Genomic DNA, 24,316 nt, shown 5'->3' with positions numbered 1-24,316 from the left:
CTCAGCGAGTGAGTGAAATCAATAACTTAGATGTCACTTATTGGCGACAGTGCCAACAGGCCACTGTCGCAATTTTGCAACAGGTGGTCAGAACGTAAAAGGGCAACCCCGGAGGGTTGCCCTGTAAACCCGACTTAGCCGAGTTGTTTGCGCGCGTTGCGGAAGATCCGCATCCACGGGCTGTCTTCGCCCCACTCTTCCGGGTGCCATGAGTTGCTCACCGTACGGAACACACGTTCCGGGTGCGGCATCATGATGGTCACGCGACCGCTTTCGTTGGTCACCGCGGTAATACCGTTTGGTGAACCGTTCGGGTTCGCCGGGTACTGCTGAGTCACCTTACCGAAGTGGTCAACGAAGCGTAATGCCACCAGACCTTTGTGCTCCAGCGTCGCCAGATGCGCATCATCACGCACTTCCACGAAGCCTTCACCGTGCGATACCGCAATTGGCATACGCGAACCCACCATGCCTTCCAGCATCAGTGATGGGCTTGCCGCCACTTCCACCAGGCTGAAACGGGCTTCAAAGCGCTCGGACTGGTTGCGCACAAAGCGCGGCCAGGCTTCGCTTCCCGGCACCAGTTCGCGCAGGTTGGACATCATCTGACACCCGTTACAGACGCCCAGCGCCAGCGTTTGCGGACGGTGGAAGAAGGTTTCGAACTCATCACGCACGCGGGAGTTGAACAAAATCGACTTCGCCCAACCTTCGCCTGCGCCCAGCACGTCACCATAAGAGAAGCCGCCACAGGCAACCAGCGTCTGGAACGCTTCCAGACCACGGCGTCCTGCCAGCAGGTCACTCATGTGCACGTCAACCGCATCAAAACCGGCGCGGTGGAACGCGGCCGCCATTTCAACGTGGGAGTTAACGCCCTGCTCACGCAGCACGGCAACTTTCGGAGGCGCACCGGTCGCGATGTATGGCGCGGCGATATCTTCTTCTGGCTTAAAGGTCAGCGCCACGTTCAGGCCTGGATCCTGGTCGTTTTTCTTGGCCTCGTGTTCCTGATCGGCACAGTCCGGGTTATCACGCAGACGCTGCATCTGCCAGGTGGTTTCTGCCCACCAGGTACGCAGCGTGGTGCGGCTTTCGCTGTACACCGCAGAGTCGCCAGAGGTGATCACGAAACGATCGCCCTGAACGGCCTTGCCAAGGACGTGCACACAGTCAGCCAGACCGTGTTGAGCAAACACCTGCTCAACCTGAGCACGGTCTGCCGCAGCCACCTGAATCACGGCACCCAGCTCTTCGTTGAACAGCGCGGCCAGTGAATCGTTACCCAGCGCAGCGATATCCGCTTCAACACCGCAGTGACCGGTAAAGGCCATTTCAGCCAGCGTGACCAGCAAACCACCGTCTGAACGGTCGTGGTAAGCCAGCAGTTTGCCATCCGCCACCAGCACCTGCATGGCGTTGAAGAAGCCTGCCAGCTGCTGCGCGTCACGCACGTCTGCCGGCTTGTCGCCCAGCTGACGATAAACCTGTGACAGCGCCGTGGCGCCCAGCGCATTGATGCCTTTGCCGAGGTCGATTAACAGCAGCGCGTTATCCTGCTGCGGCTGCAGCTGAGGCGTTACGGTGCGGCGCACGTCTTCCACGCGGGCAAACGCGGTGATCACCAGCGACATTGGTGAGGTCATTTCACGCTGTTCGGTGCCATGCTGCCAGCGGGTCTTCATCGACATGGAGTCTTTGCCCACCGGGATAGTAATGCCCAGCGCCGGACAAAGTTCTTCGCCAACCGCTTTCACCGCTTCATATAAACCGGCATCTTCGCCCGGGTGACCGGCTGCGGCCATCCAGTTAGCCGAAAGCTTGATGCGCTTCAGCGAACCAATCTGCGTGGCGGCAATGTTGGTCAACGCTTCACCCACCGCCAGACGGCCGGATGCGGCAAAGTCCAGCAGGGCAACCGGCGCACGTTCGCCCAGCGCCATCGCTTCACCGTAGTAGCTGTCGAGGCTGGCCGTGGTCACCGCACAGTTCGCCACCGGGATCTGCCATGGACCGACCATCTGATCGCGCGCAACCATACCGGTCACCGAACGGTCGCCAATGGTCACCAGAAAGGTCTTCTCAGCGACCGCAGGCAGGTGCAGAACACGGTTTACCGCATCCGCAACCGTTATGCTGTCGCGGATCAGCGGCTCACCCTGCGCTTTCAGCGTGGTGACATCGCGGGTCATTTTCGGGGTTTTACCCAGCAGCACGTCCAGCGGCATATCGATAGGCTTGTTATCGAAGTGGCTGTCTTCCAGAGACAGATGCATCTCTTCGGTGGCTTCGCCAATCACCGCGAATGGCGCACGTTCACGCTTACAAAGTTCGGCAAACAGTTCCAGCTTCTCTGGCGCAACCGCCATCACGTAGCGTTCCTGGGACTCGTTACACCAGACTTCCAGCGGGGTCATGCCCGGTTCGTCGTTAAGAATGTCACGCAGGTTGAAGCGACCGCCGCGCTCGCCGTCGCTGACCAGTTCAGGCATCGCGTTAGAAAGACCGCCTGCACCCACGTCGTGGATAAACAGAATCGGGTTGTCTTCACCCAGCTGCCAGCAGCGGTCGATCACTTCCTGGCAACGACGTTCCATTTCTGGGTTGTCGCGCTGTACCGAAGCAAAATCCAGATCGGCATCAGACTGGCCGGAAGCCATGGAAGAGGCTGCACCGCCGCCCAAACCAATGTTCATCGCCGGGCCACCCAGCACGATCAGCTTGGCACCGACGGTGATTTCGCCTTTCTGCACATGGTCAGCACGGATGTTGCCGATGCCGCCAGCCAGCATGATCGGCTTGTGGTAACCGCGCAGCTCCACGCCGTTATGGCTGTTGACCTGCTCTTCATAGGTACGGAAGTAGCCATTCAGCGCAGGACGGCCAAATTCGTTGTTAAATGCCGCGCCGCCCAATGGGCCTTCGGTCATGATATCCAGCGCGGTGACGATGCGGTCAGGTTTGCCGAAGTCTTCTTCCCACGGCTGTTCAAAACCAGGGATACGCAGGTTAGAAACCGAGAAGCCAACCAGACCCGCTTTCGGTTTCGCGCCACGTCCGGTTGCGCCTTCATCACGGATTTCACCGCCTGAACCGGTTGCCGCACCCGGCCATGGCGAAATTGCCGTCGGGTGGTTATGGGTTTCGACCTTCATCAGAATGTGCGCTTCTTCCTGATGGAAGTCGTACTGCCCTTTTTCTGCGTCCGCATAGAAACGGCCCACCTGAGAACCTTCCATCACCGCGGCGTTATCTTTATAGGCAGACAGCACGTGGTCCGGGGTCTTCTCCATGGTGTTTTTGATCATCTTGAACAGCGATTTTGGCTGCTGCTCGCCGTCGATAATCCAGTCGGCGTTAAAGATTTTATGACGACAGTGCTCGGAGTTCGCCTGGGCAAACATATACAGCTCGATGTCGTTCGGGTTGCGCCCGAGTTTTTCAAAGGCCGCCAGCAGGTAGTCTATTTCATCATCGGCCAGTGCCAGACCCAGCTTACGGTTGGCTTTATCCAGCGCGTCACGGCCTTCACCCAGCACGTCGACGCTTTGCAGCGGAGCAGGCTGGTGATGAGCAAACAGCTGTTCAGCCTGGTTCAAATCGCTGAGGACCACTTCCATCATGCGGTCATGCAGCAGCGCAGCCAGCAACGACCACTGGGCGTCGGTCAGCTGTGGGGCCTTAACATAGAAAGCCAGACCGCGCTCCAGACGAAGCACCTGAGGCAGATCGCAGTTGTGCGCGATGTCGGTCGCTTTAGACGACCACGGCGAAATGGTTCCCGGACGTGGTGTCACCAGAATCAGGCGCCCTTCCGGCGTATGTTCCGCGAGAGAGGGACCGTACTTCAGCAGGCGCTGTAAACGGGCTTTTTCATCAGCAGCCAGAGGCGTGCTGACGTCAGCAAAATGGACGTACTCAGCGTAAATGTCACTCACCGGCAGGTGAGCGTCCTGAAAGCGGGCCAGCAATTTAGTAATACGAAATGCCGACAGAGCGGGCGAACCACGCAGAATTTCCATCATCAAAGATCTCTCGTCTTCGAAGCGCCGGGCGACGCTTCTTTGGGCGCAACAGGGAAAGCGGGCGGTATTATAGAGAATCCCCACCGGTTACGAAACCGTTTGCGCAGAATAAATCGCACCAGGGAATTGGCTGAAATTCACACAATTCAGGTCGAATTCAGTTGCGCAGGGGCACCGAGTTGCGCAAAATGCCCCACGCTCAGGAACCATTATAGACATCAAATACTGCCGTTACAGACAGAACCTGAGAGCAATCGAGAGATAACCATTTGAAACGCCTGAAAATTAATTATCTTTTCATCGGCCTGGTTACCGTGCTGCTTGCGTTGGCACTGTGGCCATCGATCCCCTGGTACGGGGGTCAACAGGACCAGATAGAGCAGATAAAATCACGGGGAGTTTTGCGTGTGAGCACGTTAACTTCCCCGCTGACTTACTACACCATTAATAAAGCCCCAGCCGGAATGGACTATGAGCTGGCGAAACGCTTCGCTGATTATCTTGGCGTGAAGCTGCAGATCACCGTCCGGCAAAACCTCAGTGACCTGTTTGACGACCTGGAAGATGATAAAGCTGACGTGCTGGCCGCAGGCTTAATTTACAGCGGCGAACGTCAATCGCGCTTTCGTACTGGCCCCACTTATTACTCCGTATCCCAGCAACTGGTTTACCGGATGGGTAAGCCACGCCCAAAAAACCTCGGTGAGCTGCATGGCCGACTGACCGTCGCTTCCGACTCTGCCTACCTTTCCACCCTGCGCGGCATTAAGCAGAATCAGTATCCCGATCTGGATTGGGCGATTTCGACCGATCAGAGCCCGAACACCCTGTTGGAAGCGGTGGCCGATGGCAAACTGGATTACACGGTGGGGGATTCCGTGTCGATCGCCCTGCTCCAGCGCATCCATCCGCAGCTGGCGGTCGCCTTTGATATTACCGATGAAGAGCCGATTACCTGGTATATGCAGCGCGATCAGGACGACAGCCTGAATGCAGCGATGCTCGACTACTTTAATCAGATGGGTGAAGAAGGCGCGATGGCCCGTCTGGATGAGAAGTACCTCGGCCACGTGGGGACCTTCGATTATGTCGATACCCGCACCTTCCTGCGCGCCATTGATGGCACGCTGCCGGATATTCGCCCGCTGTTTGAAAAGTATGCCAGCGAAATCGACTGGCGTTTACTGGCGGCGATTTCCTATCAGGAGTCGCACTGGAATCCTCAGGCAACCTCCCCGACCGGCGTGCGCGGCATGATGATGCTGACCCGCAACACGGCTGAAAGTCTGAACGTCAGTGACCGCACCGATCCCGAGCAAAGCATCCGTGGCGGCAGTGAATATCTGGTGCGAATGATGGAAAAAGTGCCGCAAACCATCCCAGACGATGAGAAGATTTGGTTTGCTCTGGCGGCCTATAACATGGGTTATGCCCATATGCTGGATGCCCGTAAGCTGACGGAAAAACAGAAGGGAAATCCGGATAGCTGGGCAGATGTGAAGCTGCGTTTGCCGATGCTGAGCCAGAAACGCTATTACAGTCAGACCAACTATGGCTATGCCCGTGGTCAGGAAGCCTATAACTACGTGGAAAACATCCGGCTGTATCAGATAAGCCTGGTGGGCTATTTGCAGGATCAGGAGCGGAAGCTGGCACAGCAGGCGGCTTATGAAGCCGAGATGGGGGAAGGCTATCCGGCTGTGGCCCCTAAAATTGCGCTGAACTAACGGCATTCCGGGGCGACAGGCCGCAACTTACTGGTCGTCTTCGGCAGCCTGCTCGCGTTGTTGCAGGCGCAGTGCCTTTTTTTCTGCGCGACGGTGACGGAAGAAATCACTCAGCATGCCCGCGCACTCTTCCGCCAGCATCCCCTCTTCCACCTTAACCTGATGGTTCATGCCTGCGTGGCCCAACACGTCGATCAGCGATCCTGCTGCGCCGGTTTTCTCATCCCTTGCGCCAAACACCAGCCTGCCGATCCGTCCATGCACCATCGCCCCGGCGCACATCACGCAAGGCTCCAGCGTGACGTACAGCGTGGTGTCCAGCAGCCGATAGTTTTCCAGCACTTTCCCACCCTGACGCAGCGCCATAATCTCGGCATGCGCAGTGGGATCATGGTGGCCAATCGGGCGGTTCCAGCCTTCGCCAATCGCCTTATCGCCCTGTACCAACACCGCACCGACCGGCACTTCACCCTCTTCCCAGGCACGACGCGCCAGCATCAGAGCATGGCGCATCCAGAATTCATCGCTTACTTTGTCGCTCACCTGAGTCTCCAGCTAAAAAACGCGGCACAGTATACCTGTTTTACTCAAGCTGTTGCAGCTCGCCCTGCGGCGTGACGCGCCAGCGGTGCTGGCAGAAGAACAGCAGCGGGTTATCCTGCTTACTGTCGCTGTAGCCGCTGTAAAGCTGCAATGGCGTGCCTATCTTCTCTTCCAGCCGGGCCACTTTTTCATGCCCCAGGCAGCGCATCGACAGCACCCGGCCACCGAAACCGCGGCTCATCTGGCTGGCGATCAGCTTTACCTTCGGCAGGAAAGCCGAGTCAAAATAGACCTGCTCCACCAGCCGTTGCGGTGAACCGGTGATTAACCAGACGTCCGCATCCGAGCTGTTCAGATAGTCCGTCAGCCGTTGCTGAACCACCGGGAAGGCCGTGACGCGCTGACGGAACCACTGCGCAAAGGCATTTTCCTTCGCCGTCAGGCTTTCCTCGCTGTGGCCAAAGGTGATCGACCACAGCAGCAGGCTCATCGGCCAGCGTGCCGCCCGTCCCTTTATCAGTAAACCGGCGCCAATCACCGGCAGCAACGGCACCACCAATAGCAGGTTCAACGGCTGGCGCTTCAGTAAATAGCGCATAAAGGTGCCGAACATATCCTGCTGATGCAGCGTGCCGTCTAAATCAAAAAACACCACGCGTCGTTCCTGACCAGTTATCAAAAATTACTCCTCAGGGTCATTGAATCCCATAAACCAGGCAAAGAGAAAACCGCAGACTACCGCGGCAAGCCACCCTGCGAGATAGAGCATTACCTTACCAGAGATGATAGTGAGCGCCAGCGGCAGACCCGAAATACCAAAAGTAATCACCGTCGCCACCTTGGCATAACCGATCACCGCGCCGCCGACCGCACCGCCCAGACAGGCGGCAATAAATGGCCGGCCTAAAGGCAGTGTGACGCCGAAGATCAACGGCTCGCCAATACCCAAAATCCCCACCGGAAGCGCCCCCTTCACCAGCTTTTTGAGTCGCGCATTGCGGGTTTTCAGCAATACCGCCAGTGAAGCGCCCACTTGCCCTACCCCGGCCATTGCCAGAATTGGCAGCAGCGCGTTGTAGCCATGCGCCTGAACCAGCTCAACATGAATCGGCACCATGCCCTGATGCAAACCGGTTAACACCAACGGCAGGAACGTGCCCGCCAGTAGCGCACCGACCAGAATGCCACCGCGATCGATGGCCAGGGTTGCGCCGTGCGCAATCGCATCAGACATGATCCCGCCAAGCGGCTGTAATGCCACAATCGCCAGCGTTGCCGTGATAAGTGTAGTCAGAAGTGGGTTAAGGATCAGCTCCAGTGCTTCTGGTAGCCACTGCCGCAGCTTTTTTTCAATCCAGCACATCAGCACAACCACTAGCAGCACGGCAATGACCCCACCCCGGCCGGGTTGCAGATTTTCACCAAACAAACTGATTTGCGCCAGCGCCGGAGTGGAAAGGATCCCTGCCATCACTCCGCCTAGGGCGATCGAACCGCCAAACACTCTGGCGGTATTGACCCCAACCAGAATGTTCATGATGGTGAAAATGGTGCTGCCGAAAATCGCCGCCAGACCTAACAAATTGGGATAATGAGTGGCAAAATCCCCGATGATATCCGGGCGTTTAACAATGTTGATGATGCCGGTTATCAAGCCGGAGGCGATGAATGCCGGAATAAGCGGGATAAAAACGTTGGCCAACTGGCGCAATGCGTCGCTCATCGGCGCTTTGTACTTTTGCTTCACCTGCGCCTTGGTCCGATCGATCGCCTGCGGTTGAGACGGCGCGGAAGCCATCAGACTGCGCATCGCCTCCACCACCTTAGCCGCGGCACCCGGCCCGACGATGAACTGATGCTGGCTTCCCTGCTTGACGTATCCCTTCACGCCGTCGAGCTGACGTAGTCGGGTCAGATCCAGACGCGCATCGTCATTCACTTCAATACGTACTCTTGTCATGCAGTTTTCCAGCCGGGTGATGTTCTCCTCCCCGCCGATCCCCTGCAACAGGTGGCCAGCCAGCGTCATCGCCTTATCCATCGCCTATCCCCTGTCCTGAAGCGCTGCGCGCAGGAATCCTTTATGCCTGGTTAACAAACTTTTGGCCTGGTCAGCCGCGAGGCCGCTCAGCACCATCAGAATGGCGGTTTTTACCTCGTACTGGGTTTGCTTCAGGGCCGTTTCCGCCTCTTCGGCTGAGCAGCCGGTGGCCTGACACACCATGCGGCAGGCGCGATCCACCAGCTTGATGTTGGTCGCCTGCATGTCCACCATCAGGTTCTGGTACACCTTGCCAATTCGCACCATCGCGCCGGTTGAAATCATGTTGAGCACCAGCTTCTGCGCGGTACCCGATTTCAGACGCGTCGAACCGGTCAGGGCTTCCGGGCCCACCACCGGGGAAATAGCAATTTCGGCTTCATGGGCGATCGGTGACGCGGGATTGCAGGAGACCGCTGCGGTATGGCAGCCCTGCTGGCGGGCGTAACGCAGTGCGCCAATCACATACGGTGTGCGGCCGGAAGCGGCAATACCGACCACCATATCTTGCGGCTTGAGTTCCAGCGCCTGCAGATCGCTGACGCCCAGCTGCGCATTATCTTCCGCACCTTCAACCGCTTTCAGCAACGCACCCGGACCACCGGCAATCAGTCCGACCACCAGACCGTGCGGGACGCCAAAGGTTGGCGGGCATTCAGACGCATCCAACACGCCCAGACGCCCGCTGGTGCCGGCCCCCAGATAAATCAGCCGCCCACCCGCCGATAACGACGCCGCCGCAGCATCCACCGCTTTGGCCACGTCCGGCAAGGTCAGCCGCACCGCCTCGGCCACGGTGGCATCCTGTTGATTAAACTTTGTGACCATCTCAAGCGTGGACAGGTTGTCCAAATCCATCGTCTCTGGGTTACGCGTTTCTGAAACCAGTGCGCCAAGATCCATGTTTCCTCACTTATGAATTTTTAATTCTTAAAAATAGAGTAAATTTTGAATATTATATTCACTGCAAAACAGAAATTACCTAATTTTAATCATGGATTGTGATAAATGTGCCGATAAACTTACCGCTTATCGTACAGCAAGCTATTATCTGTCCATAGAATTCAAGCTGTTGGCATTTTTATTTAGAGGTAGACCGATGAGTTCCCTGCTGCGTATTCGCCAGCTGTATCCGTCCCTGGCCATGAACGAACGGCGTCTGGCCGATTTTCTGCTGTCGCAGCCGGATCGTGCACGTCATCTCAGCTCGCAGAAGCTGGCGGAGGAGTCGGGTGTCAGCCAGTCGAGCGTGGTGAAGTTTGCTCAAAAGCTCGGATATAAAGGTTTCCCCGCACTGAAGCTGGCGCTCAGCGAATCGCTGGCAGATAAAGATGCCATCACCGTGCACAACCTGATTCTCAGCGATGACCCGCTAAAACTGGTCGGCGAGAAGTTGCTGACGGAAAAGCAGTCGGCGATCCGCGCCACCCTTGATATCAACAGTGAAGAGATGCTGCTGGAGACGTTGCGGCTGATCCGCAGCGCCAACCGCATTGTGTTGGTGGGCATTGGGGCTTCCGGCCTGGTGGCGAAGGACTTCTCCTGGAAGCTGATGAAAATCGGTATTAACGCGGTGGCAGAACAGGATATGCATGCGCTGCTGGCCAGCGTGCAGGCGTTGAATCCCGGCGATCTGCTGTTAGCAATCTCTTATACCGGCGAACGGCGCGAGATTAACCTGGCCGCGCAGGAAGCGCAGCGGGCGGGCGCCAATGTGCTGGCCTTTACCGGCTTCACGCCGAATACCTTGCAACAGTGCGCGACGCATTGCCTGTATACGGTGGCGGAAGAACAAACCACCCGCAGCGCCGCCATCTCTTCAACCACCGCCCAGCTGACGCTGACCGATCTGCTGTTTATGGCGCTGGTGCAGCGCGATCCCGAAAGAGCCTCCAGCCATATCCGCCATAGCGAAGCGCTGGTGAAAAAGCTGGTCTGATAACATCAGCGGCGTATAATACCCGCGCACTTTATCCTGTTACTGATTGAGAGACTTATGGCGCTGCTTATCACAAAAAAATGCATTAACTGTGACATGTGCGAGCCGGAATGCCCCAATCAGGCCATTTCGATGGGTGACAGCATCTACCAGATTGATGCCGATCGCTGTACCGAGTGCGTGGGTCATTACGACACGCCAACCTGCCAGCAAGTTTGCCCAATCGTGAATACCATCATCACCGATCCCGCGCATCGTGAAAGCAATGAGCTGCTGTGGGAGAAATTTGTGGTGTTGCATCACGGGGGATAAAGGAAGCAGCCGGGCAAGCTGTGCTCAACCCGGGTTGTTGATCAGTTTTCAATAATGACCGTCGCGCAGGCGTAATGCCTTTCGTCAGCCAGCGTGACGTGGACATGCGCCACGCCCAGCTTTTTCGCCACTTCCTGCGCCTGCAGGAAGAAACGCAGTCCCGGCTTACCCAATTCGTCGTTGTACACTTCAAACTGGTTGAACGCCAGGCCACCACGGATCCCGGTGCCAAAGGCTTTTGCTGCCGCCTCTTTTACCGCAAAGCGCTTGGCCAGAAAACGCACCGGCTGCTGATGAGCCTGGTATTGCGCCCACTCATTGTCACTCAGCACGCGTTTTGCCAGCCGGTCGCCGGAACGGGAAATCACCCCTTCAATGCGTGCGATCTCCACGATATCGGTGCCGAGGCCCAGAATAGCCATTAGCGACGCGCTTCCCGCATCAGCGCTTTCATCTCTTTAACCGCGTCCGCCAGCCCACTCATCACAGCACGGCCGATGATCGCGTGGCCGATGTTCAGTTCATGCATCTGCGGCAGCGCGGCGATAGGCTGGACGTTGTGATAGGTCAGACCGTGACCCGCATTGACCTTCAGCCCTTTGCCTGCGGCATAGGCTGCAGCATCTTTGATGCGGATAAATTCTGCGTGACGCTCGCGCCCTTCTTCGGCTTCCGCATACGCACCGGTATGAATTTCAATGTACGGCGCGCCGGATGCCATAGCGGCATCAATCTGGCGATGATCCGCATCGATAAACAGCGACACCAGGATCCCGGCTTCAGCGAGACGCGTCACCGCATAGGTGACTTTCTCCAGCTGTTCGGCTACGTCCAGACCGCCTTCGGTGGTCACTTCTTCACGCTTCTCGGGGACCAGGCAGCAGAAATGCGGTTTGATTTCGCAGGCGATATCCACCATTTCATCGGTGACGGCCATTTCAAGATTCATGCGGGTCTGGATGGTCTGACGCAGGATGCGCACATCGCGATCGGTAATGTGGCGACGATCCTCACGCAGATGCACGGTGATGCCATCGGCACCTGCCTGCTCGGAGACGAATGCTGCCTGCACCGGATCGGGATAGTTTGTGCCACGCGCATTACGCACGGTTGCAACGTGATCGATATTGACGCCTAACAACAACTCAGCCATGACAATCCTCGGAATTTTTGCAATGAGTGAAAGCAGTGTACAACGTTCGGCACGCTGACCGGAACGGCCTGATGGCTTTACTCTTCGTCCGGCAGCACGTCTGCGCGTTTTTTCGGCACAAACTGACGGAACAACTCCTGGCTTTTGAGTGGCTTTCCGCCGAGATAGGGCTTCAGTGCGATGCGGGTAAAGCGTTTCGCCGCCCGTAAGGTATCGATATCCGGGAATGACCGCTCTTCCAGCGCGCGCAGTTGACGACCGGTAAAGGTGTTATTGCCCATCACCAGGCTGGCGATAAAGCCTTTCTCCGCGCGATAGGTATAGGTCATTCCATCGGCCACTTCTTCCCCGCTGCCGGCGCAATGCATGAAGTCAACGCCATAGCCCAGGTGACCCAGCATGGCCAGCTCAAAGCGCCGGAGTGCCGGTTCGGGTGAGCCAGTGACCGCAGCCAGTGCCTGAAGACAATAGAGATAATCGAAGAAGAGTTCGGTAAACGCGGTTTCCTGCTCCAGTACCCGTGACAGCAGCTCGTTAACGTACAGGCCGCAGTAGAGCGTCAGACCAGAAAGAGGCAAAGCAAGGGAGATGGGCTCAGCGCCACGAAGCGTTTTAACTTCGCCGCGCCCGCCCCAACGGACCAGTAAGGGAGTGAAAGGTTGTAGTGCCCCTTTCAGGCTGGAACGTTTGCCTCGGGCGCCTTTGGCCAGCACCCGAATACGGCCGTAATTCTCAGAAAACAGGTCGAGCAGAAGGCTGGTTTCGCTATAGGGACGTCCATGCAGGACGAATGCGCGCTGCCAGCCTTCCATAGGGATCAAAGGTCGTCGGTGTAGCCCAGGCTACGAAGAGCACGCTCGTCATCCGCCCAGCCAGACTTCACTTTCACCCACAATTCAAGATGCACTTTTTGCTCGAACATCTCTTCCATGTCTTTACGCGCTTCGATACCAATGGTTTTGATCTTGGTGCCTTTGTTACCAATAACCATCTTTTTCTGGCCTTCACGCTCAACCAGAATCAGGCCATTGATGTCATAACCGCCGCGGGCGTTAGTCACAAACTGCTCAATCTCAACGGTCACCGAATACGGCAGCTCAGCACCGAGGAAACGCATCAGTTTTTCACGGATGATTTCTGATGCCATAAAGCGCTGCGAGCGGTCGGTAACGTAATCTTCCGGGAAGTGGTGAACCGCTTCCGGCAGACGCTTACGCACGATACTGGCGATGGTATCAACATTCTTGCCGCTTTCGGCAGAGATTGGCACCACGTCCATAAAGTCCATCTGCTGGCTGAGGAACTGCATATGGGGCAGCAGAATGCTCTTATCAGTGATGTTATCAACTTTGTTGATCGCCAGAAGAACCGGTACGCGGTTGTCTCTCAGCTTGTTGACCACCATCTCGTCATCCGCTGTCCAGCGGGTGCCTTCAACCACAAAAATCACCAGCTCAACATCGCCGATGGAGCTGCTGGCTGCACGGTTCATCAGACGGTTGATCGCCCGCTTCTCTTCCATATGCAGGCCGGGGGTATCCACATAGATGGCCTGGTAAGGCCCTTCAGTATGGATGCCCATAATACGGTGGCGCGTGGTCTGTGGCTTGCGCGAGGTGATCGAGATCTTCTGCCCCAGTAACTGGTTCAGTAAGGTGGATTTCCCGACGTTTGGACGGCCTACGATAGCAATAAAGCCGCAATGGGTAGTTTCTTCGTTCATTCAAGTCCTAGCTTAATCAGCGCCTGTTCGGCGGCTGCCTGCTCGGCTTTGCGACGGCTGGAGCCGGTTCCTACAACCGGTTCTGCCATGCCGCTAACCTGGCAGTGAATAGTAAATTCCTGGTCATGCGCTTCGCCACGCACCTGCACCACCAGATAGGAGGGCAGCGGCAGATGACGACCCTGCAGATATTCCTGCAGACGCGTTTTTGGATCTTTCTGTTTATCGCCTGGGCTGATTTGCTCCAGTCGGCTGGCATACCATTCGAGGATCAGCTTTTCAACGTTCTGAATATCGCTGTCCAGGAAGACGCCACCAATCAGCGCTTCGACGGTATCGGCAAGGATTGATTCACGACGGTATCCGCCGCTTTTCAGCTCGCCAGGCCCAAGACGCAGGCATTCGCCCAGGTCAAACTCACGGGCCATTTCTGCCAGCGTGTTACCGCGCACCAGCGTGGCGCGCATGCGGCTCATATCACCTTCATCCACACGGGGAAAACGTTGATAAAGCGCATTGGCGATCACGTAGCTGAGGATCGAGTCGCCCAGAAATTCCAGTCTTTCGTTATGTTTGCTGCTGGCACTGCGGTGAGTAAGCGCCTGCTGCAACAGTTCCTGATGAGTAAAAGTGTAGCCCAACTTCCGCTGGAGCCTGGTTATTACAATGGGGTTCATGTGTTACCAATATCTGAATGCGTCAATAATTCTGCACACGGAACAGGGCTGGCCAGGCCAACACGAAACTGTTTCGTGTGCAGTGGCTGCCCCGCAGGGCAACCACCCGTTTAACTGAACATGTCTACCGACAAACTCAGTGAATACCGCCAATGCGGCTCAGGCGAACGCCGGTTGGCCATTGCCCTTCCTGCTTGTCAAAGCTCATCCAGATGGCTGTCGCTTTGCCTACCAGATTCTTCTCCGGCACGAAGCCCCAATAACGGCTGTCTGCGCTGTTATCACGGTTGTCGCCCATCATAAAGTACATGCCCTGCGGCACGACCCAGCTTGACTGAGGCTGACCAGGCTGCTGATAGTACGAGCTGGCCTGACTTTGTGCCTGAGTGACCAGCAGAATGCGGTGCGTTACGTCACCCAGCGTTTCATTGCGGGTCGCCAGACGAAGGCCACCTTGCATTGATTCGCCCTGCGGTTTCTCGTAGAAGCCGTTGCCCACTTCATTACCGTCAAAGCCGCTGAAGGTCTGGATAAAATCACTTGGCTGTACATCGGAATAGGTCACCGGCACCGCTTTATCACAGCTCTGCTGGGCACAAGCGGGATTGATGGTGACGGTTTTGCTCTGCGGGTCATAAACCACGTGGTCACCCGGTAAGCCTACTACACGCTTGATGTAATCCATGCTCGGATCTTTCGGATATTTAAAGACCGCGATATCGCCGCGCTTAGGATGCCCGGTTGGGATCAGCGTGGTCTGGGTGATCGGATCTTTAATCCCATAAGCGAACTTCTCAACCAGGATGAAATCGCCGATCAACAGCGTTGGCATCATGGAACCGGACGGGATCTGGAAAGGCTCGTAAATAAACGAACGCACCACAAACACCAGCAACAGCACCGGGAAGACGGACGCTGCCGTTTCTACCCAACCTGGCTGTTTAGTGGCTTTATCCTGCTCCCCTGTGCTACCAGCAGCTGCGCTAGCTTCGGCCAACCTGGCCTTGCGGGCTGGCGCCCACTTGAATTTATCAATGCACCAGATTATCCCGGTGATCAAGGTCGCAATCGCCAAAATCAGGGCGAACATATTAGCCATTCCAGTTCCCTCGTAGCCTTAGGGCTTATTTACTTTCTTTACCAACATGGAGTATGGCAAGGAACGCTTCCTGTGGCAGCTCAACGTTACCAACCTGCTTCATACGTTTCTTACCGTCTTTCTGCTTCTGCAACAGCTTTTTCTTACGGCTGACGTCACCGCCGTAGCATTTCGCCAGGACGTTTTTACGCAGCTGCTTAACGGTAGAACGGGCAATAATATGGGTACCAATCGCTGCCTGAATCGCAATATCAAACTGCTGGCGAGGGATCAGCTCACGCATCTTCTCAACCAGATCGCGACCACGGTAAGGGGCGTTATCACGGTGAGTGATCAGCGCCAGCGCATCAACACGCTCAGAGTTAATCAGTACATCGACACGAACCATGTCAGACGTCTGGAAGCGCTTGAAGTTGTAATCCAGCGAGGCGTAACCACGCGAGGTCGACTTCAGACGGTCGAAGAAGTCGAGAACCACTTCAGCCATCGGAATTTCATACGTCAGGGCAACCTGGTTTCCGTGATACACCATGTTGGTCTGCATGCCGCGCTTCTCGATACAGAGGGTGATAACGTTGCCGAGGAATTCCTGTGGCAACAGCATATGACACTCGGCAATCGGCTCACGCAGCTCTTCGATGTTGTTCAGCGGCGGCAGTTTACCCGGGCTGTCAACATAGACGGTTTCGCCTGAGGTGGTGATCACTTCATAAACCACGGTTGGCGCGGTGGTGATCAGCTCAAGGTCATATTCACGCTCAAGACGTTCCTGAATGATCTCCATGTGCAGCAGACCCAGGAAGCCACAGCGGAAGCCGAAGCCCAGCGCCGTAGAGCTTTCTGGCTCATAGAACAGCGAAGCATCGTTCAGGCTCAGTTTGCCCAGCGCATCACGGAAGGCTTCATAATCGTCAGAGCTGATTGGGAACAGACCGGCATAAACCTGCGGCTTCACTTTTTTAAAGCCTGGCAGTGCTTTGTCTGCCGGGTTACGCGCCAGCGTCAGCGTATCGCCGACAGGTGCGCCAAGAATGTCTTTGATGGCACATACCAACCAGCCAACTTCACCGCAGTTCAGGGCATCACGATCCACGCGCTTCGGCGTGAAGATACCCAGACGGTCAGCGTTGTAGGTCTGGCCGGTGCTCATGACTTTGACTTTTTCGCCTTTGCGCAGCGTGCCGTTTTTCACACGGATCAACGACACAACGCCAAGGTAGTTATCAAACCATGAGTCGATAATCAGCGCCTGCAGTGGGCCATCCGGATCGCCTTCTGGCGGTGGGATGTCACGCACTAAACGCTCGAGCACGTCCGGTACGCCAACGCCGGTTTTTGCCGAGCAGCGCACCGCATCGGTGGCATCAATGCCGACGATGTCTTCAATTTCCTGGGCAACGCGATCCGGATCTGCCGCGGGCAGATCGATCTTATTCAGCACCGGTACTACTTCCAGATCCATTTCCATCGCGGTGTAGCAGTTTGCCAGCGTCTGAGCTTCAACGCCCTGACCGGCATCTACCACCAGCAATGCACCTTCACAAGCCGCGAGCGAGCGGGAGACTTCATAAGAGAAGTCTACGTGGCCTGGGGTGTCGATAAAATTGAGCTGGTAAGTTTCACCGTCCGGCGCATGGTACGCGAGGGTTACGCTTTGCGCCTTAATGGTAATACCGCGTTCACGTTCCAGATCCATGGAATCCAGAACCTGTGCGGCCATTTCACGTTCGGTCAGGCCACCGCAAATTTGAATCAAACGGTCGGAGAGCGTTGATTTGCCGTGGTCGATATGAGCGATGACAGAAAAGTTTCTTATATGCTTCATTTATATGAATATTTTCGCTTAAACGTTCGGTTTAATTCTCGCGGTGGACACAGCTATTAACACTTCATGCAATGTACCCGCCATCAATGAGCACGCATCTTACACTGTTAGCCCCTTGCACGAAAGAATTCACATACATAGCCGGACATCAAATTCGCAACCGGAGGTGTCATTTTATAAACAAAATCTCTCTGTAAAGCGCAATGGCGTAACCAAAATAGGCGCTTTGGACTGTCACGATCAATTAAGGCCGCATGGCGGCCTTTATTCAGATAATGAAAAGCGGTTATGGCGTTGCCGGTGGATTCTTTGCCGGTAAGGTCACCCAATAACCTGGCTGATACGCCAGCGGCAGGAAGCGTTGATGGAATTCACGGAAGGTGGCATCGGGATCGATATCTTTGAACAAATCCGGGTGCAGCCATTTGGCCATCGCCTGAATCGCCACAAAGTTATAGGGACTGTCATAGAACTGATGCCAGATAGCATGAACGTTGCCATTGCTGGCGACCGGTAAGGTTCTGAAGGCAGGACGTACCATCAGCGCTTGCAGACGCTTAATCGCTTCCTTTTGGTCGGCGCCTGGCCCCACACCCACCCAACCGTTGGCGGTGTTGTAATTTTTCCAGTTAGCACCCGTCACAATCACCACATCCGGGTTTGAGCTGATGATTTGCTCAGGGTTGAGCATGCCAAAGGTGCCTGGGATCAGCCCTTTGGCGATATTACGGCCACCGGCAACCTCCACCATTCGGCCAAAGTTTTCATCGCCAAAGGACATGCAGCACTCTTCCGTGTAGCCACCGGCGCGATCCAACATCACTGAAGGACGTTTACCCTGGTAGTTTTTGAGACGTTCGGTGACGATCTCGACCTGCTGACGGCGGAAAGCGATGATTTCATCTGCTCTTTTCGGATTGCCGACCAGCTGGCCCATGATGTGAATGCTCTTCTCCGCATTTTCAAACGGCTTCTCACGGAAATCGATAAAGACTACCGGGATGCCCAGTTTGCTCAGCTTATCAATCAGCTGGCCTTCATCGGTTGCCGCTTTAGATTCGAGGTTCATCAACACCAGATCGGGCTTCAGCGTCAGCGCCTGTTCAATGTTGAAGGTGCCGTCTTTCGCCCCGCCAAAGGTGGGCAGATTTTTGATCTGAGGGTATTTCTTTTCGTAATTCTGATAGCTGTCGAAATCCGCCTTCGGCAGATCGTCACGCCAGCCGACAACACGCTGGAAAGGTGCTTCGGTATCAAAAGCAGCCAGCAAAAAAATCTGCCGCCCTTCCCCGAGGATAATCCTTTTAACCGGCGATTTTATTTCGACTTTTCGACCACTGACATCTTCCACCACAAAAGGCGCCGCCAGTGAAGAGACCGAAAATAACAGACAACCAACAAAGACACAGAACCTGGCCAAACGATGTTGCATGACTTACCCCAGAAAAAGTAATGATAATCATTATCATCAAAGAACCAGCATGCTACGACGTTAGCAAATTGAAAACAACATGTGTCCGGGGATTTCGTAATGTTTCAGAGGGAGCGTAAGAAAAGTGAGATCGGCGTCACTTTATCGGCAAGATTAGAAGCAGAAAGGAGAAACCCGCCGTTAACACGGCAGGTTGGCAAGCTTAGCGATCTGTCTCTACGCGCAGTGCATCAGGTGGTAGAGCAACGCTTAAAATAACAGGCTGGAATGAGGCCGATTTCCCCAAATACGTGGAGATGCCTTTCGCCAGGATGAAGCCACCAACCCCACCGAGCAACGCGCCAGATACTGCGGCAATATCGGTGTGAAACAATGCCTGAAACAGGCCAGCGACGATAAACAGTCCGACCAACGGCGTCATATAGACCAGCAGCGCTGAACTGAGCAGACTTTTTTCGGCAATCCCCAGCTCAATCCGCTGACCGGCAGCTAACGGCTCGGCGCTGGCGACTTTCATTACGTGCGCATTTTTCGGCCCCAGCTTATCCAGCATATGGCTGCCGCAACCCTTCCGCGCAGAACAGCTGCTGCAGGAGGTTTTGATTTCTGAATGCAGCGTAGCAATGCCGTTGTTCCAGGAGACCACAGTGGCCCATTCTCTCATCATGGTGTTGATCCTAAATTGACCGCATCTGCAATACGCTTGGCGGTTGACGGTGGCAGTTCGCCAACGACAGTTATTTCCGCATTATTACGCACTTCAGTCTGCACCGTACGACGCCCAGTGCGCATTAGCTGCGGAGAACTGTTTTTATCCGCTGCGCTGACGTTGATGGAGAAGCTGAACAAGCCATCTGAGTATAGACGCGACTCAACCGGTTTATTCATTGAGGGGATCTGTCGGCGACTCTGTGTCACTTCTTTCATGCCGGTAGGTAACCAGTCGGCTTTCCACTTTAATGCCACTTTCTCGCTGGGTGGCACGGACAACGCGGGAGGAAGCGTGGATTTTTCCAGCACCTTCATCACGTTCTTCACGCCATCGTCTACCGCAAAGCTAATCACGCGGTATTGCTCCAGCGTTTCGCCATCGCGGTCCAGCAAATCAACCCGCAAAGGCAGTTTGGTTTCGCTGTCCAGCCAGACTATATAGCTGTAACGGGTTCCATCACGCGCCACAATGCGGATCACTTCGCACAGCTGATCGGCGATACGGGTACGCCCAACCGCAACAAAATCATAGTTGTCGGCTAGCTTGCGGAAATCGGCATACACGAGGGAAGGAAGTGAATCGACAATATGGTCGCCAGGCAGGGTAAAGGGCTCCAGGCCAGGTTCGAAATAGCTTATTTCGCTCCCACGCTGAATAATCTCACGGCGCGGGCCATCCATCTGCAGCAGCTGAGCGTAGACTTTATTGCCCAGCATTGCATGACGATAGCGTAAGGATTCAATCCCTAACCGAGAAACGTTGATATAGGCGAATTCATAACTGAGAGACTGGCTGGCCTGCTCCATCTGTTGCAAGAGCGCCCCGGAGGTGGTTGATTCCGCCGGGGCGACACTGGAGTACATCAGGCTGCCAGCCATTAGGCTGACGGCACACCAAAGTTGCTTCATTACTGCTGCTGAATTCCTAACGACTGATTACCGGGAACCTGAACAGCGGCTTGCTGATCGGGTGCCTGCTCAAACTGGAGCTGGTCGGAATGCAAACGACGCTGCAATTCATAATCCTGCAGCATGGCATTCACGCGACGACGCGAGTCCTGCACCTGCTGGCTGGCATTGGTGTTGTTGGTCGCACTTTCAGAAGAAGGTACACCAAGGCTAACAGGTGACGCCTGCCCCATCATCGGCAGCGTGTTAAACACCGGCGAATCGGATTGTGGCTGGCCATCCTGCGGCTGGTTGTAATGCTGAACACCAACAATCACGGCCAATGACACACACGCAGCAACTCCAATCTGAGTGATTTGGGCAGCCCATGGACGCACCTTGTGCCAGAACGGCATATTTTCATAGCGCTCTGGTTTGGGTTGCGCTTCAGGGATCAGCGTCGTGGTTTTGTTGACCGCCTCAAGTTCAATGGCGGCGGCAACGCGTGCGGCAATATCGAAATGCATAACCTGACCCACATCGCCACGCATAGTGTCGCGGATCAGGTGATAGCTTTCCCAATTTTTCTGCAGCGTAGCGTCTTTAGACAATGCGGATAAAACTTCATTATCTAAAGCCTCACCATCCATCAAAGCGGAAAGTTGTTCTTTCTGCATGCCTCAGTACCCTTCCTGTGTACGCTATGACTAGCGTTGGATAAGCGGTTGAATTTTATTATCAATAGCTTCTCGCGCACGGAAAATACGGGAACGTACCGTACCGACCGGACAATCCATAATGGCGGCTATCTCTTCGTAGCTCAAACCATCCAACTCCCTGAGGGTGATCGCCATACGGAGATCTTCAGGCAGCGTCTCAATGGTGCGAAAAACTATCTGCTTCAATTCTTCAGACAACATTAAGTTCTCAGGGTTCGAAATTTCTTTCAGTGCTCCTGCACTTTCGAAGTTTTCGGCGTCTATTGCATCCACATCACTCGCCGGTGGACGACGCCCCTGAGCAACCAGGTAATTTTTGGCCGTATTGACGGCGATTCTGTAGAGCCAGGTATAAAACGCACTGTCGCCACGGAAAGATTCCAGCGCACGATAGGCTTTTATAAAGGATTCCTGCACTACGTCAGGCACATCTCCGGAGGGGACGTAACGGGAAACCAGACTCGCCACTTTGTGCTGGTAGCGAACCACCAGTAAGTTAAATGACTTCTGATCTCCTTTCTGTACTCGCTCAACGAGAACCTGATCCGTTAACTGCTCGCTCATCCGAGGTAATGTCTCCCCAAATCTTGTTCCACGCGTTCTTGAACTACCCGCAATAACTCATATTTTTCGAGCAAGCATCCGCTTTGAGTGATCATCATGAGTAAAGTTCCGTTGCGCCATTATATTTGTGATGTTCTGCCGGAAAAGGATAAATCAGCGATCATTTTTATGATTTCTGACTGATTAAGCAGCCACTGCCCCCCTTTGCACTTTCGCATGTTAGCAAAAAGTGCCCCGTCAACGCCGCAGAGTACCCCATGGAGCCCGCTTTTTCACCTTAAAATCACGGTAATCCAAGGCTGTTCTCAATATTAAACCTTATCCTCGCTTAATTGACGCAAATTGACTTAATTCTTACATTTGCGAAAGTCTCGACCAGCTCACACTCTGCCTGTTGACAAAGAAAAAGCCTTTTTTCGTCCCGAAGTTGAGTGCTATGCTCAGCAAACAACCTGTTTAGTAAATTAAACACTATGACTTCTTCTCCTGAATACAGCTGTGACGTGTTGATCATTGGTAGCGGTGCCGCGGGCCTGACCTTAGCGTTGCGCCTGGCGGAAAAGCATCAGGTCACCGTATTGAGTAAAGGCCCGGTTAGCGAAGGCTCAACCTTTTATGCTCAGGGCGGAATAGCCGCCGTTTTCGATGAGACGGACAGCATTGAATCTCATGTTGAAGACACCTTGATTGCCGGTGGCGGCCTGTGCGACAGGGACGCGGTCTCGTTCATCGCCAGCAATGCGCGCCACTGTGTTCAGTGGTTGATTGATAACGGCATGCTGTTTGATAAAGAAAACCCGGACGCTTTGGAAGGTCGTTACCATTTGACCCGCGAAGGTGGCCACAGCCATCGTAGAATTCTGCACAGTGCGGATGCGACCGGTCGTGCGGTCGAAACCACACTGGTCAGCCAGGCATTGAGCCATCCCAACATTCATATTATTGAACGCAGCAATGCGGTGGATTTGATTGTCTCTGACAAAATTGGTCTGCCGGGCGAACGCCGCGTGGTCGGCGCCTACATCTGGAACCGTAGGCGCGAAAAGGTGGAAACCTGCCGGGCACGTTCTGTGGTGCTGGCCACGGGCGGCGCCGCCAAGGTGTATCAATACACCACCAATCCGGATGTGGCTTCAGGGGATGGCATCGCGATGGCCTGGCGTGCGGGTTGTCGGGTCGCCAATCTTGAATTCAACCAGTTTCATCCCACCTGCCTGTTCCATCCCGACGCCCGTAATTTCCTTTTAACGGAAGCGCTGCGTGGCGAAGGCGCGATCCTCAAGCGTCCCGATGGCAGTCGCTTTATGCCCGACTTCGATCCACGCGCTGAGCTGGCCCCGCGCGACATTGTCGCCCGCGCAATCGACCACGAAATGAAGCGGCTGGGGGCAGATTGCATGTATCTGGATATCAGCCATAAACCGGCTGAATTCATCCGTGCGCATTTCCCGATGATCGATGAGAAACTGCAAACGCTGGGCTTTGACCTAACCAAAGAGCCGATCCCCATTGTTCCTGCCGCCCATTACACCTGCGGCGGCGTGGTCGTCGATCGCCAGGGTTTGACGGATATCACCGGGCTGTATGCCATTGGCGAAGTCAGCTATACCGGTCTGCATGGCGCGAACCGTCTGGCATCGAATTCGCTACTGGAGTGTCTGGTTTACGGCTGGTCGGCAGCGGAGCACATCAATCAGCATCTGCAGGACGTCAGCATGCCGGAAAGCTTGCCGCAGTGGGATGAAAGCCGGGTCGATGATTCTGATGAACGCGTAGTGATCCAGCATAACTGGCACGAGCTTCGCCTGTTGATGTGGGACTACGTGGGGATCGTGCGCACCACGAAACGTCTTGAGCGCGCGCTTCGCCGCATCAATATGCTGCAACAGGAAATTGACGAGTACTACGCTAACTTCCGCATCTCAAATAACCTGCTGGAGCTGCGTAACCTGGTGCAGGTTGCGGAGCTGATTGTCCGCTGTGCGATGGAGCGAAAGGAGAGCCGTGGATTGCATTTCACGCTCGATTATCCCGAGCTGCTGGATGAGGCGAAGCCTACCCTTCTCTCGCCGTAGTGAGTTAGCGGAACAGATAGAAATCGCGCGTCAGGCTGCAATGCACTTCGGAATAATTGTGGTCTGGCCCGCGAATCGTCATACGATCAACAAACGGTTCGCCGGGTTTGGGTGACAGTGCCAACAGCACGCGATTCGGCGGGCGCATTTCGGTATCCGATATATCCGTACGGCAATGCAGATGCCAGCCGCGCTGTTGAGCCAGCTCAACCAGTTTTTCTCCCGCTGAGGCTGGCAGCACCACACAGAAATAGCCTTCCTCGGTAATTAATTCTTCCGCGCAGCTCAGCAACACATCGTGCGTTAAATCCGTGGTATAACGAGCAGATGCGCGCTCAGGGCTGGCACAGTCAGTTCCGGGCACAAAATACGGCGGATTGCTGACGATCAGCGAGTAACGCTGCTCAGCGTTTTTTGACCAGTGAACAATGTCGTCCTGCCAGACGTGAATTCTGTCTGCCCAGGGGGACTCGGCGGCATTTTCCCGCGCCTGACCAACGGCCTGCTCGTCCAGCTCAACGGCATCAACCTCAACGTCCTGCCCGGTTCGCTGAGCCAGCATCAGTGCAATCAACCCGCTGCCGGTGCCGATATCCAGCACGCGTTGCGCACCTGCGACTGGCGCCCAGGCACCCAGCAACACGCCATCGGTTCCAACCTTCATCGCACAGCGATCGTGGGCGACAAAAAACTGTTTGAAGGTAAATCCGTTGGACCGAAGGACCGCTTTCTGTTGAGACATTTGACTGACCTGAAATGGAAACGGCGCTAGCATAGGACAATATCCTCGTAAGGAAAAGTCATTCAGACCACACAAACAGATGAAGATCGTGTTCAATCTGTCTATAATCAGCGCCCCAAAC

At 55.1% G+C, this 24,316-nt stretch carries 22 protein-coding genes; 4 read left to right on the top strand and 18 right to left on the bottom strand.

All coding sequences use genetic code 11. From position 1 onward, the window contains the following. Positions 1–134 precede the first annotated feature (134 nt). The gene (purL, locus tag ACXKZG_RS05715; protein WP_488875833.1) at positions 135–4,025 is read right to left on the bottom strand and encodes a phosphoribosylformylglycinamidine synthase; all 3,891 of its coding nucleotides are present in this window, start codon (positions 4,023–4,025) and stop codon (positions 135–137) included. Positions 4,026–4,294: 269 nt separating this feature from the next. Between purL and mltF the strand changes: the two genes are divergently transcribed. Beyond that, positions 4,295–5,752 (top strand): membrane-bound lytic murein transglycosylase MltF, encoded by a 1,458-nt coding sequence (mltF, locus tag ACXKZG_RS05710; RefSeq protein ID WP_013203417.1) that lies wholly within the window; start codon positions 4,295–4,297, stop codon positions 5,750–5,752. Between the two features lie 27 nt (positions 5,753–5,779). On the opposite strand, the gene tadA is transcribed toward mltF, so the two are convergent. The 4 genes from tadA to murQ form a co-directional block, all read right to left on the bottom strand. Next, positions 5,780–6,265, bottom strand: a complete 486-nt coding sequence (gene tadA, locus ACXKZG_RS05705; RefSeq protein WP_231853721.1) for a tRNA adenosine(34) deaminase TadA — start codon at positions 6,263–6,265, stop codon at positions 5,780–5,782. 70 nt (positions 6,266–6,335) lie between these two features. Next, positions 6,336–6,974, bottom strand: a complete 639-nt coding sequence (gene yfhb, locus ACXKZG_RS05700) for a phosphatidylglycerophosphatase C (protein ID WP_041692099.1) — start codon at positions 6,972–6,974, stop codon at positions 6,336–6,338. A gap of 3 nt (positions 6,975–6,977) precedes the next feature. Beyond that, on the bottom strand, positions 6,978–8,336 hold the full coding sequence (locus tag ACXKZG_RS05695) for a PTS transporter subunit EIIC (protein ID WP_488875832.1): 1,359 nt from the start codon (positions 8,334–8,336) through the stop codon (positions 6,978–6,980). Positions 8,337–8,339: 3 nt separating this feature from the next. Next, positions 8,340–9,239, bottom strand: a complete 900-nt coding sequence (gene murQ, locus ACXKZG_RS05690) for an N-acetylmuramic acid 6-phosphate etherase (RefSeq protein WP_488875831.1) — start codon at positions 9,237–9,239, stop codon at positions 8,340–8,342. A gap of 196 nt (positions 9,240–9,435) precedes the next feature. Between murQ and ACXKZG_RS05685 the strand changes: the two genes are divergently transcribed. Continuing rightward, positions 9,436–10,275 carry a MurR/RpiR family transcriptional regulator gene (locus tag ACXKZG_RS05685; RefSeq protein WP_013203422.1) on the top strand — a complete coding sequence of 280 codons (840 nt, stop codon included), beginning with the start codon at positions 9,436–9,438 and terminating at the stop codon, positions 10,273–10,275. Between the two features lie 57 nt (positions 10,276–10,332). After that, positions 10,333–10,587: a YfhL family 4Fe-4S dicluster ferredoxin gene (locus tag ACXKZG_RS05680; RefSeq protein WP_013203423.1), complete on the top strand. Its 255-nt coding sequence runs from the start codon at positions 10,333–10,335 to the stop codon at positions 10,585–10,587. Between the two features lie 41 nt (positions 10,588–10,628). Here ACXKZG_RS05680 and acpS read toward each other — a convergent pair whose 3' ends face one another. The 12 genes from acpS to rpoE all read right to left on the bottom strand — a co-directional run bounded on the left by acpS (position 10,629) and on the right by rpoE (position 21,378). Then, positions 10,629–11,009: a holo-ACP synthase gene (acpS, locus tag ACXKZG_RS05675; RefSeq protein WP_013203424.1), complete on the bottom strand. Its 381-nt coding sequence runs from the start codon at positions 11,007–11,009 to the stop codon at positions 10,629–10,631. Beyond that, positions 11,009–11,740 (bottom strand): pyridoxine 5'-phosphate synthase, encoded by a 732-nt coding sequence (pdxJ, locus tag ACXKZG_RS05670; RefSeq protein ID WP_488875830.1) that lies wholly within the window; start codon positions 11,738–11,740, stop codon positions 11,009–11,011. Before pdxJ ends, acpS begins: the two co-directional genes overlap by 1 nt. 77 nt (positions 11,741–11,817) lie before the next feature. Further along, positions 11,818–12,552 carry a DNA repair protein RecO gene (gene recO / locus ACXKZG_RS05665; RefSeq protein ID WP_013203426.1) on the bottom strand — a complete coding sequence of 245 codons (735 nt, stop codon included), beginning with the start codon at positions 12,550–12,552 and terminating at the stop codon, positions 11,818–11,820. Between the two features lie 5 nt (positions 12,553–12,557). Then, positions 12,558–13,463 carry a GTPase Era gene (gene era, locus ACXKZG_RS05660; protein ID WP_013203427.1) on the bottom strand — a complete coding sequence of 302 codons (906 nt, stop codon included), beginning with the start codon at positions 13,461–13,463 and terminating at the stop codon, positions 12,558–12,560. Next, a complete protein-coding gene (gene rnc, locus ACXKZG_RS05655; RefSeq protein ID WP_013203428.1) occupies positions 13,460–14,140 on the bottom strand; it encodes a ribonuclease III in 681 nt (226 codons plus the stop codon). Before rnc ends, era begins: the two co-directional genes overlap by 4 nt. Before the next feature lie 136 nt (positions 14,141–14,276). Further along, the gene (lepB, locus tag ACXKZG_RS05650) at positions 14,277–15,239 is read right to left on the bottom strand and encodes a signal peptidase I (RefSeq protein ID WP_013203429.1); all 963 of its coding nucleotides are present in this window, start codon (positions 15,237–15,239) and stop codon (positions 14,277–14,279) included. Between the two features lie 25 nt (positions 15,240–15,264). After that, on the bottom strand, positions 15,265–17,064 hold the full coding sequence (lepA, locus tag ACXKZG_RS05645) for a translation elongation factor 4 (protein WP_013203430.1): 1,800 nt from the start codon (positions 17,062–17,064) through the stop codon (positions 15,265–15,267). Positions 17,065–17,350: 286 nt separating this feature from the next. Beyond that, on the bottom strand, positions 17,351–18,496 hold the full coding sequence (locus ACXKZG_RS05640; RefSeq protein WP_488875829.1) for an ABC transporter substrate-binding protein: 1,146 nt from the start codon (positions 18,494–18,496) through the stop codon (positions 17,351–17,353). A 202-nt stretch (positions 18,497–18,698) separates the two neighbouring features. Continuing rightward, positions 18,699–19,163, bottom strand: a complete 465-nt coding sequence (rseC, locus tag ACXKZG_RS05635) for a SoxR-reducing system protein RseC (protein ID WP_013203432.1) — start codon at positions 19,161–19,163, stop codon at positions 18,699–18,701. Next, positions 19,160–20,116, bottom strand: a complete 957-nt coding sequence (rseB, locus tag ACXKZG_RS05630) for a sigma-E factor regulatory protein RseB (protein WP_013203433.1) — start codon at positions 20,114–20,116, stop codon at positions 19,160–19,162. The genes rseC and rseB overlap by 4 nt, the downstream gene beginning before the upstream one ends. Then, the gene (gene rseA, locus ACXKZG_RS05625; RefSeq protein ID WP_488875828.1) at positions 20,116–20,772 is read right to left on the bottom strand and encodes an anti-sigma-E factor RseA; all 657 of its coding nucleotides are present in this window, start codon (positions 20,770–20,772) and stop codon (positions 20,116–20,118) included. Before rseA ends, rseB begins: the two co-directional genes overlap by 1 nt. A 30-nt stretch (positions 20,773–20,802) precedes the next feature. Continuing rightward, a complete protein-coding gene (gene rpoE, locus ACXKZG_RS05620; protein ID WP_013203435.1) occupies positions 20,803–21,378 on the bottom strand; it encodes an RNA polymerase sigma factor RpoE in 576 nt (191 codons plus the stop codon). 473 nt (positions 21,379–21,851) lie between these two features. Between rpoE and nadB the strand changes: the two genes are divergently transcribed. Beyond that, positions 21,852–23,453: an L-aspartate oxidase gene (gene nadB / locus ACXKZG_RS05615; protein WP_488875827.1), complete on the top strand. Its 1,602-nt coding sequence runs from the start codon at positions 21,852–21,854 to the stop codon at positions 23,451–23,453. 4 nt (positions 23,454–23,457) lie between these two features. On the opposite strand, the gene trmN is transcribed toward nadB, so the two are convergent. Then, positions 23,458–24,195, bottom strand: coding sequence for a tRNA(1)(Val) (adenine(37)-N(6))-methyltransferase TrmN (gene trmN / locus ACXKZG_RS05610; protein ID WP_488875826.1), 738 nt, complete (start codon positions 24,193–24,195; stop codon positions 23,458–23,460). Between the last annotated feature and the right edge of the window lie 121 nt (positions 24,196–24,316).

The sequence above is a fragment of the Erwinia sp. 2186 genome, assembly GCF_057812255.1.
Note: the sequence above shows the minus strand (reverse complement) of the source record. Positions and strands in the feature narration are given on the sequence as shown.

What these genes read in the sequence shown, in the direction of transcription:
- lepB (WP_013203429.1), bottom strand. Translation starts at nt 15,239, where the DNA reads ATGGCTAATATGTTCGCCCTGATTTTGGCGATTGCGACCTTGATCACC.
- rnc (WP_013203428.1), bottom strand. Translation starts at nt 14,140, where the DNA reads ATGAACCCCATTGTAATAACCAGGCTCCAGCGGAAGTTGGGCTACACT.
- rpoE (WP_013203435.1), bottom strand. Translation starts at nt 21,378, where the DNA reads ATGAGCGAGCAGTTAACGGATCAGGTTCTCGTTGAGCGAGTACAGAAA.
- ACXKZG_RS05695 (WP_488875832.1), bottom strand. Translation starts at nt 8,336, where the DNA reads ATGGATAAGGCGATGACGCTGGCTGGCCACCTGTTGCAGGGGATCGGC.
- rseB (WP_013203433.1), bottom strand. Translation starts at nt 20,116, where the DNA reads ATGAAGCAACTTTGGTGTGCCGTCAGCCTAATGGCTGGCAGCCTGATG.
- rseA (WP_488875828.1), bottom strand. Translation starts at nt 20,772, where the DNA reads ATGCAGAAAGAACAACTTTCCGCTTTGATGGATGGTGAGGCTTTAGAT.
- ACXKZG_RS05685 (WP_013203422.1), top strand. Translation starts at nt 9,436, where the DNA reads ATGAGTTCCCTGCTGCGTATTCGCCAGCTGTATCCGTCCCTGGCCATG.
- ACXKZG_RS05680 (WP_013203423.1), top strand. Translation starts at nt 10,333, where the DNA reads ATGGCGCTGCTTATCACAAAAAAATGCATTAACTGTGACATGTGCGAG.
- recO (WP_013203426.1), bottom strand. Translation starts at nt 12,552, where the DNA reads ATGGAAGGCTGGCAGCGCGCATTCGTCCTGCATGGACGTCCCTATAGC.
- nadB (WP_488875827.1), top strand. Translation starts at nt 21,852, where the DNA reads ATGACTTCTTCTCCTGAATACAGCTGTGACGTGTTGATCATTGGTAGC.
- tadA (WP_231853721.1), bottom strand. Translation starts at nt 6,265, where the DNA reads ATGCGCCATGCTCTGATGCTGGCGCGTCGTGCCTGGGAAGAGGGTGAA.
- lepA (WP_013203430.1), bottom strand. Translation starts at nt 17,064, where the DNA reads ATGAAGCATATAAGAAACTTTTCTGTCATCGCTCATATCGACCACGGC.
- purL (WP_488875833.1), bottom strand. Translation starts at nt 4,025, where the DNA reads ATGATGGAAATTCTGCGTGGTTCGCCCGCTCTGTCGGCATTTCGTATT.
- acpS (WP_013203424.1), bottom strand. Translation starts at nt 11,009, where the DNA reads ATGGCTATTCTGGGCCTCGGCACCGATATCGTGGAGATCGCACGCATT.
- rseC (WP_013203432.1), bottom strand. Translation starts at nt 19,163, where the DNA reads ATGATGAGAGAATGGGCCACTGTGGTCTCCTGGAACAACGGCATTGCT.
- era (WP_013203427.1), bottom strand. Translation starts at nt 13,463, where the DNA reads ATGAACGAAGAAACTACCCATTGCGGCTTTATTGCTATCGTAGGCCGT.
- ACXKZG_RS05640 (WP_488875829.1), bottom strand. Translation starts at nt 18,496, where the DNA reads ATGCAACATCGTTTGGCCAGGTTCTGTGTCTTTGTTGGTTGTCTGTTA.
- trmN (WP_488875826.1), bottom strand. Translation starts at nt 24,195, where the DNA reads ATGTCTCAACAGAAAGCGGTCCTTCGGTCCAACGGATTTACCTTCAAA.
- murQ (WP_488875831.1), bottom strand. Translation starts at nt 9,239, where the DNA reads ATGGATCTTGGCGCACTGGTTTCAGAAACGCGTAACCCAGAGACGATG.
- pdxJ (WP_488875830.1), bottom strand. Translation starts at nt 11,740, where the DNA reads ATGGCTGAGTTGTTGTTAGGCGTCAATATCGATCACGTTGCAACCGTG.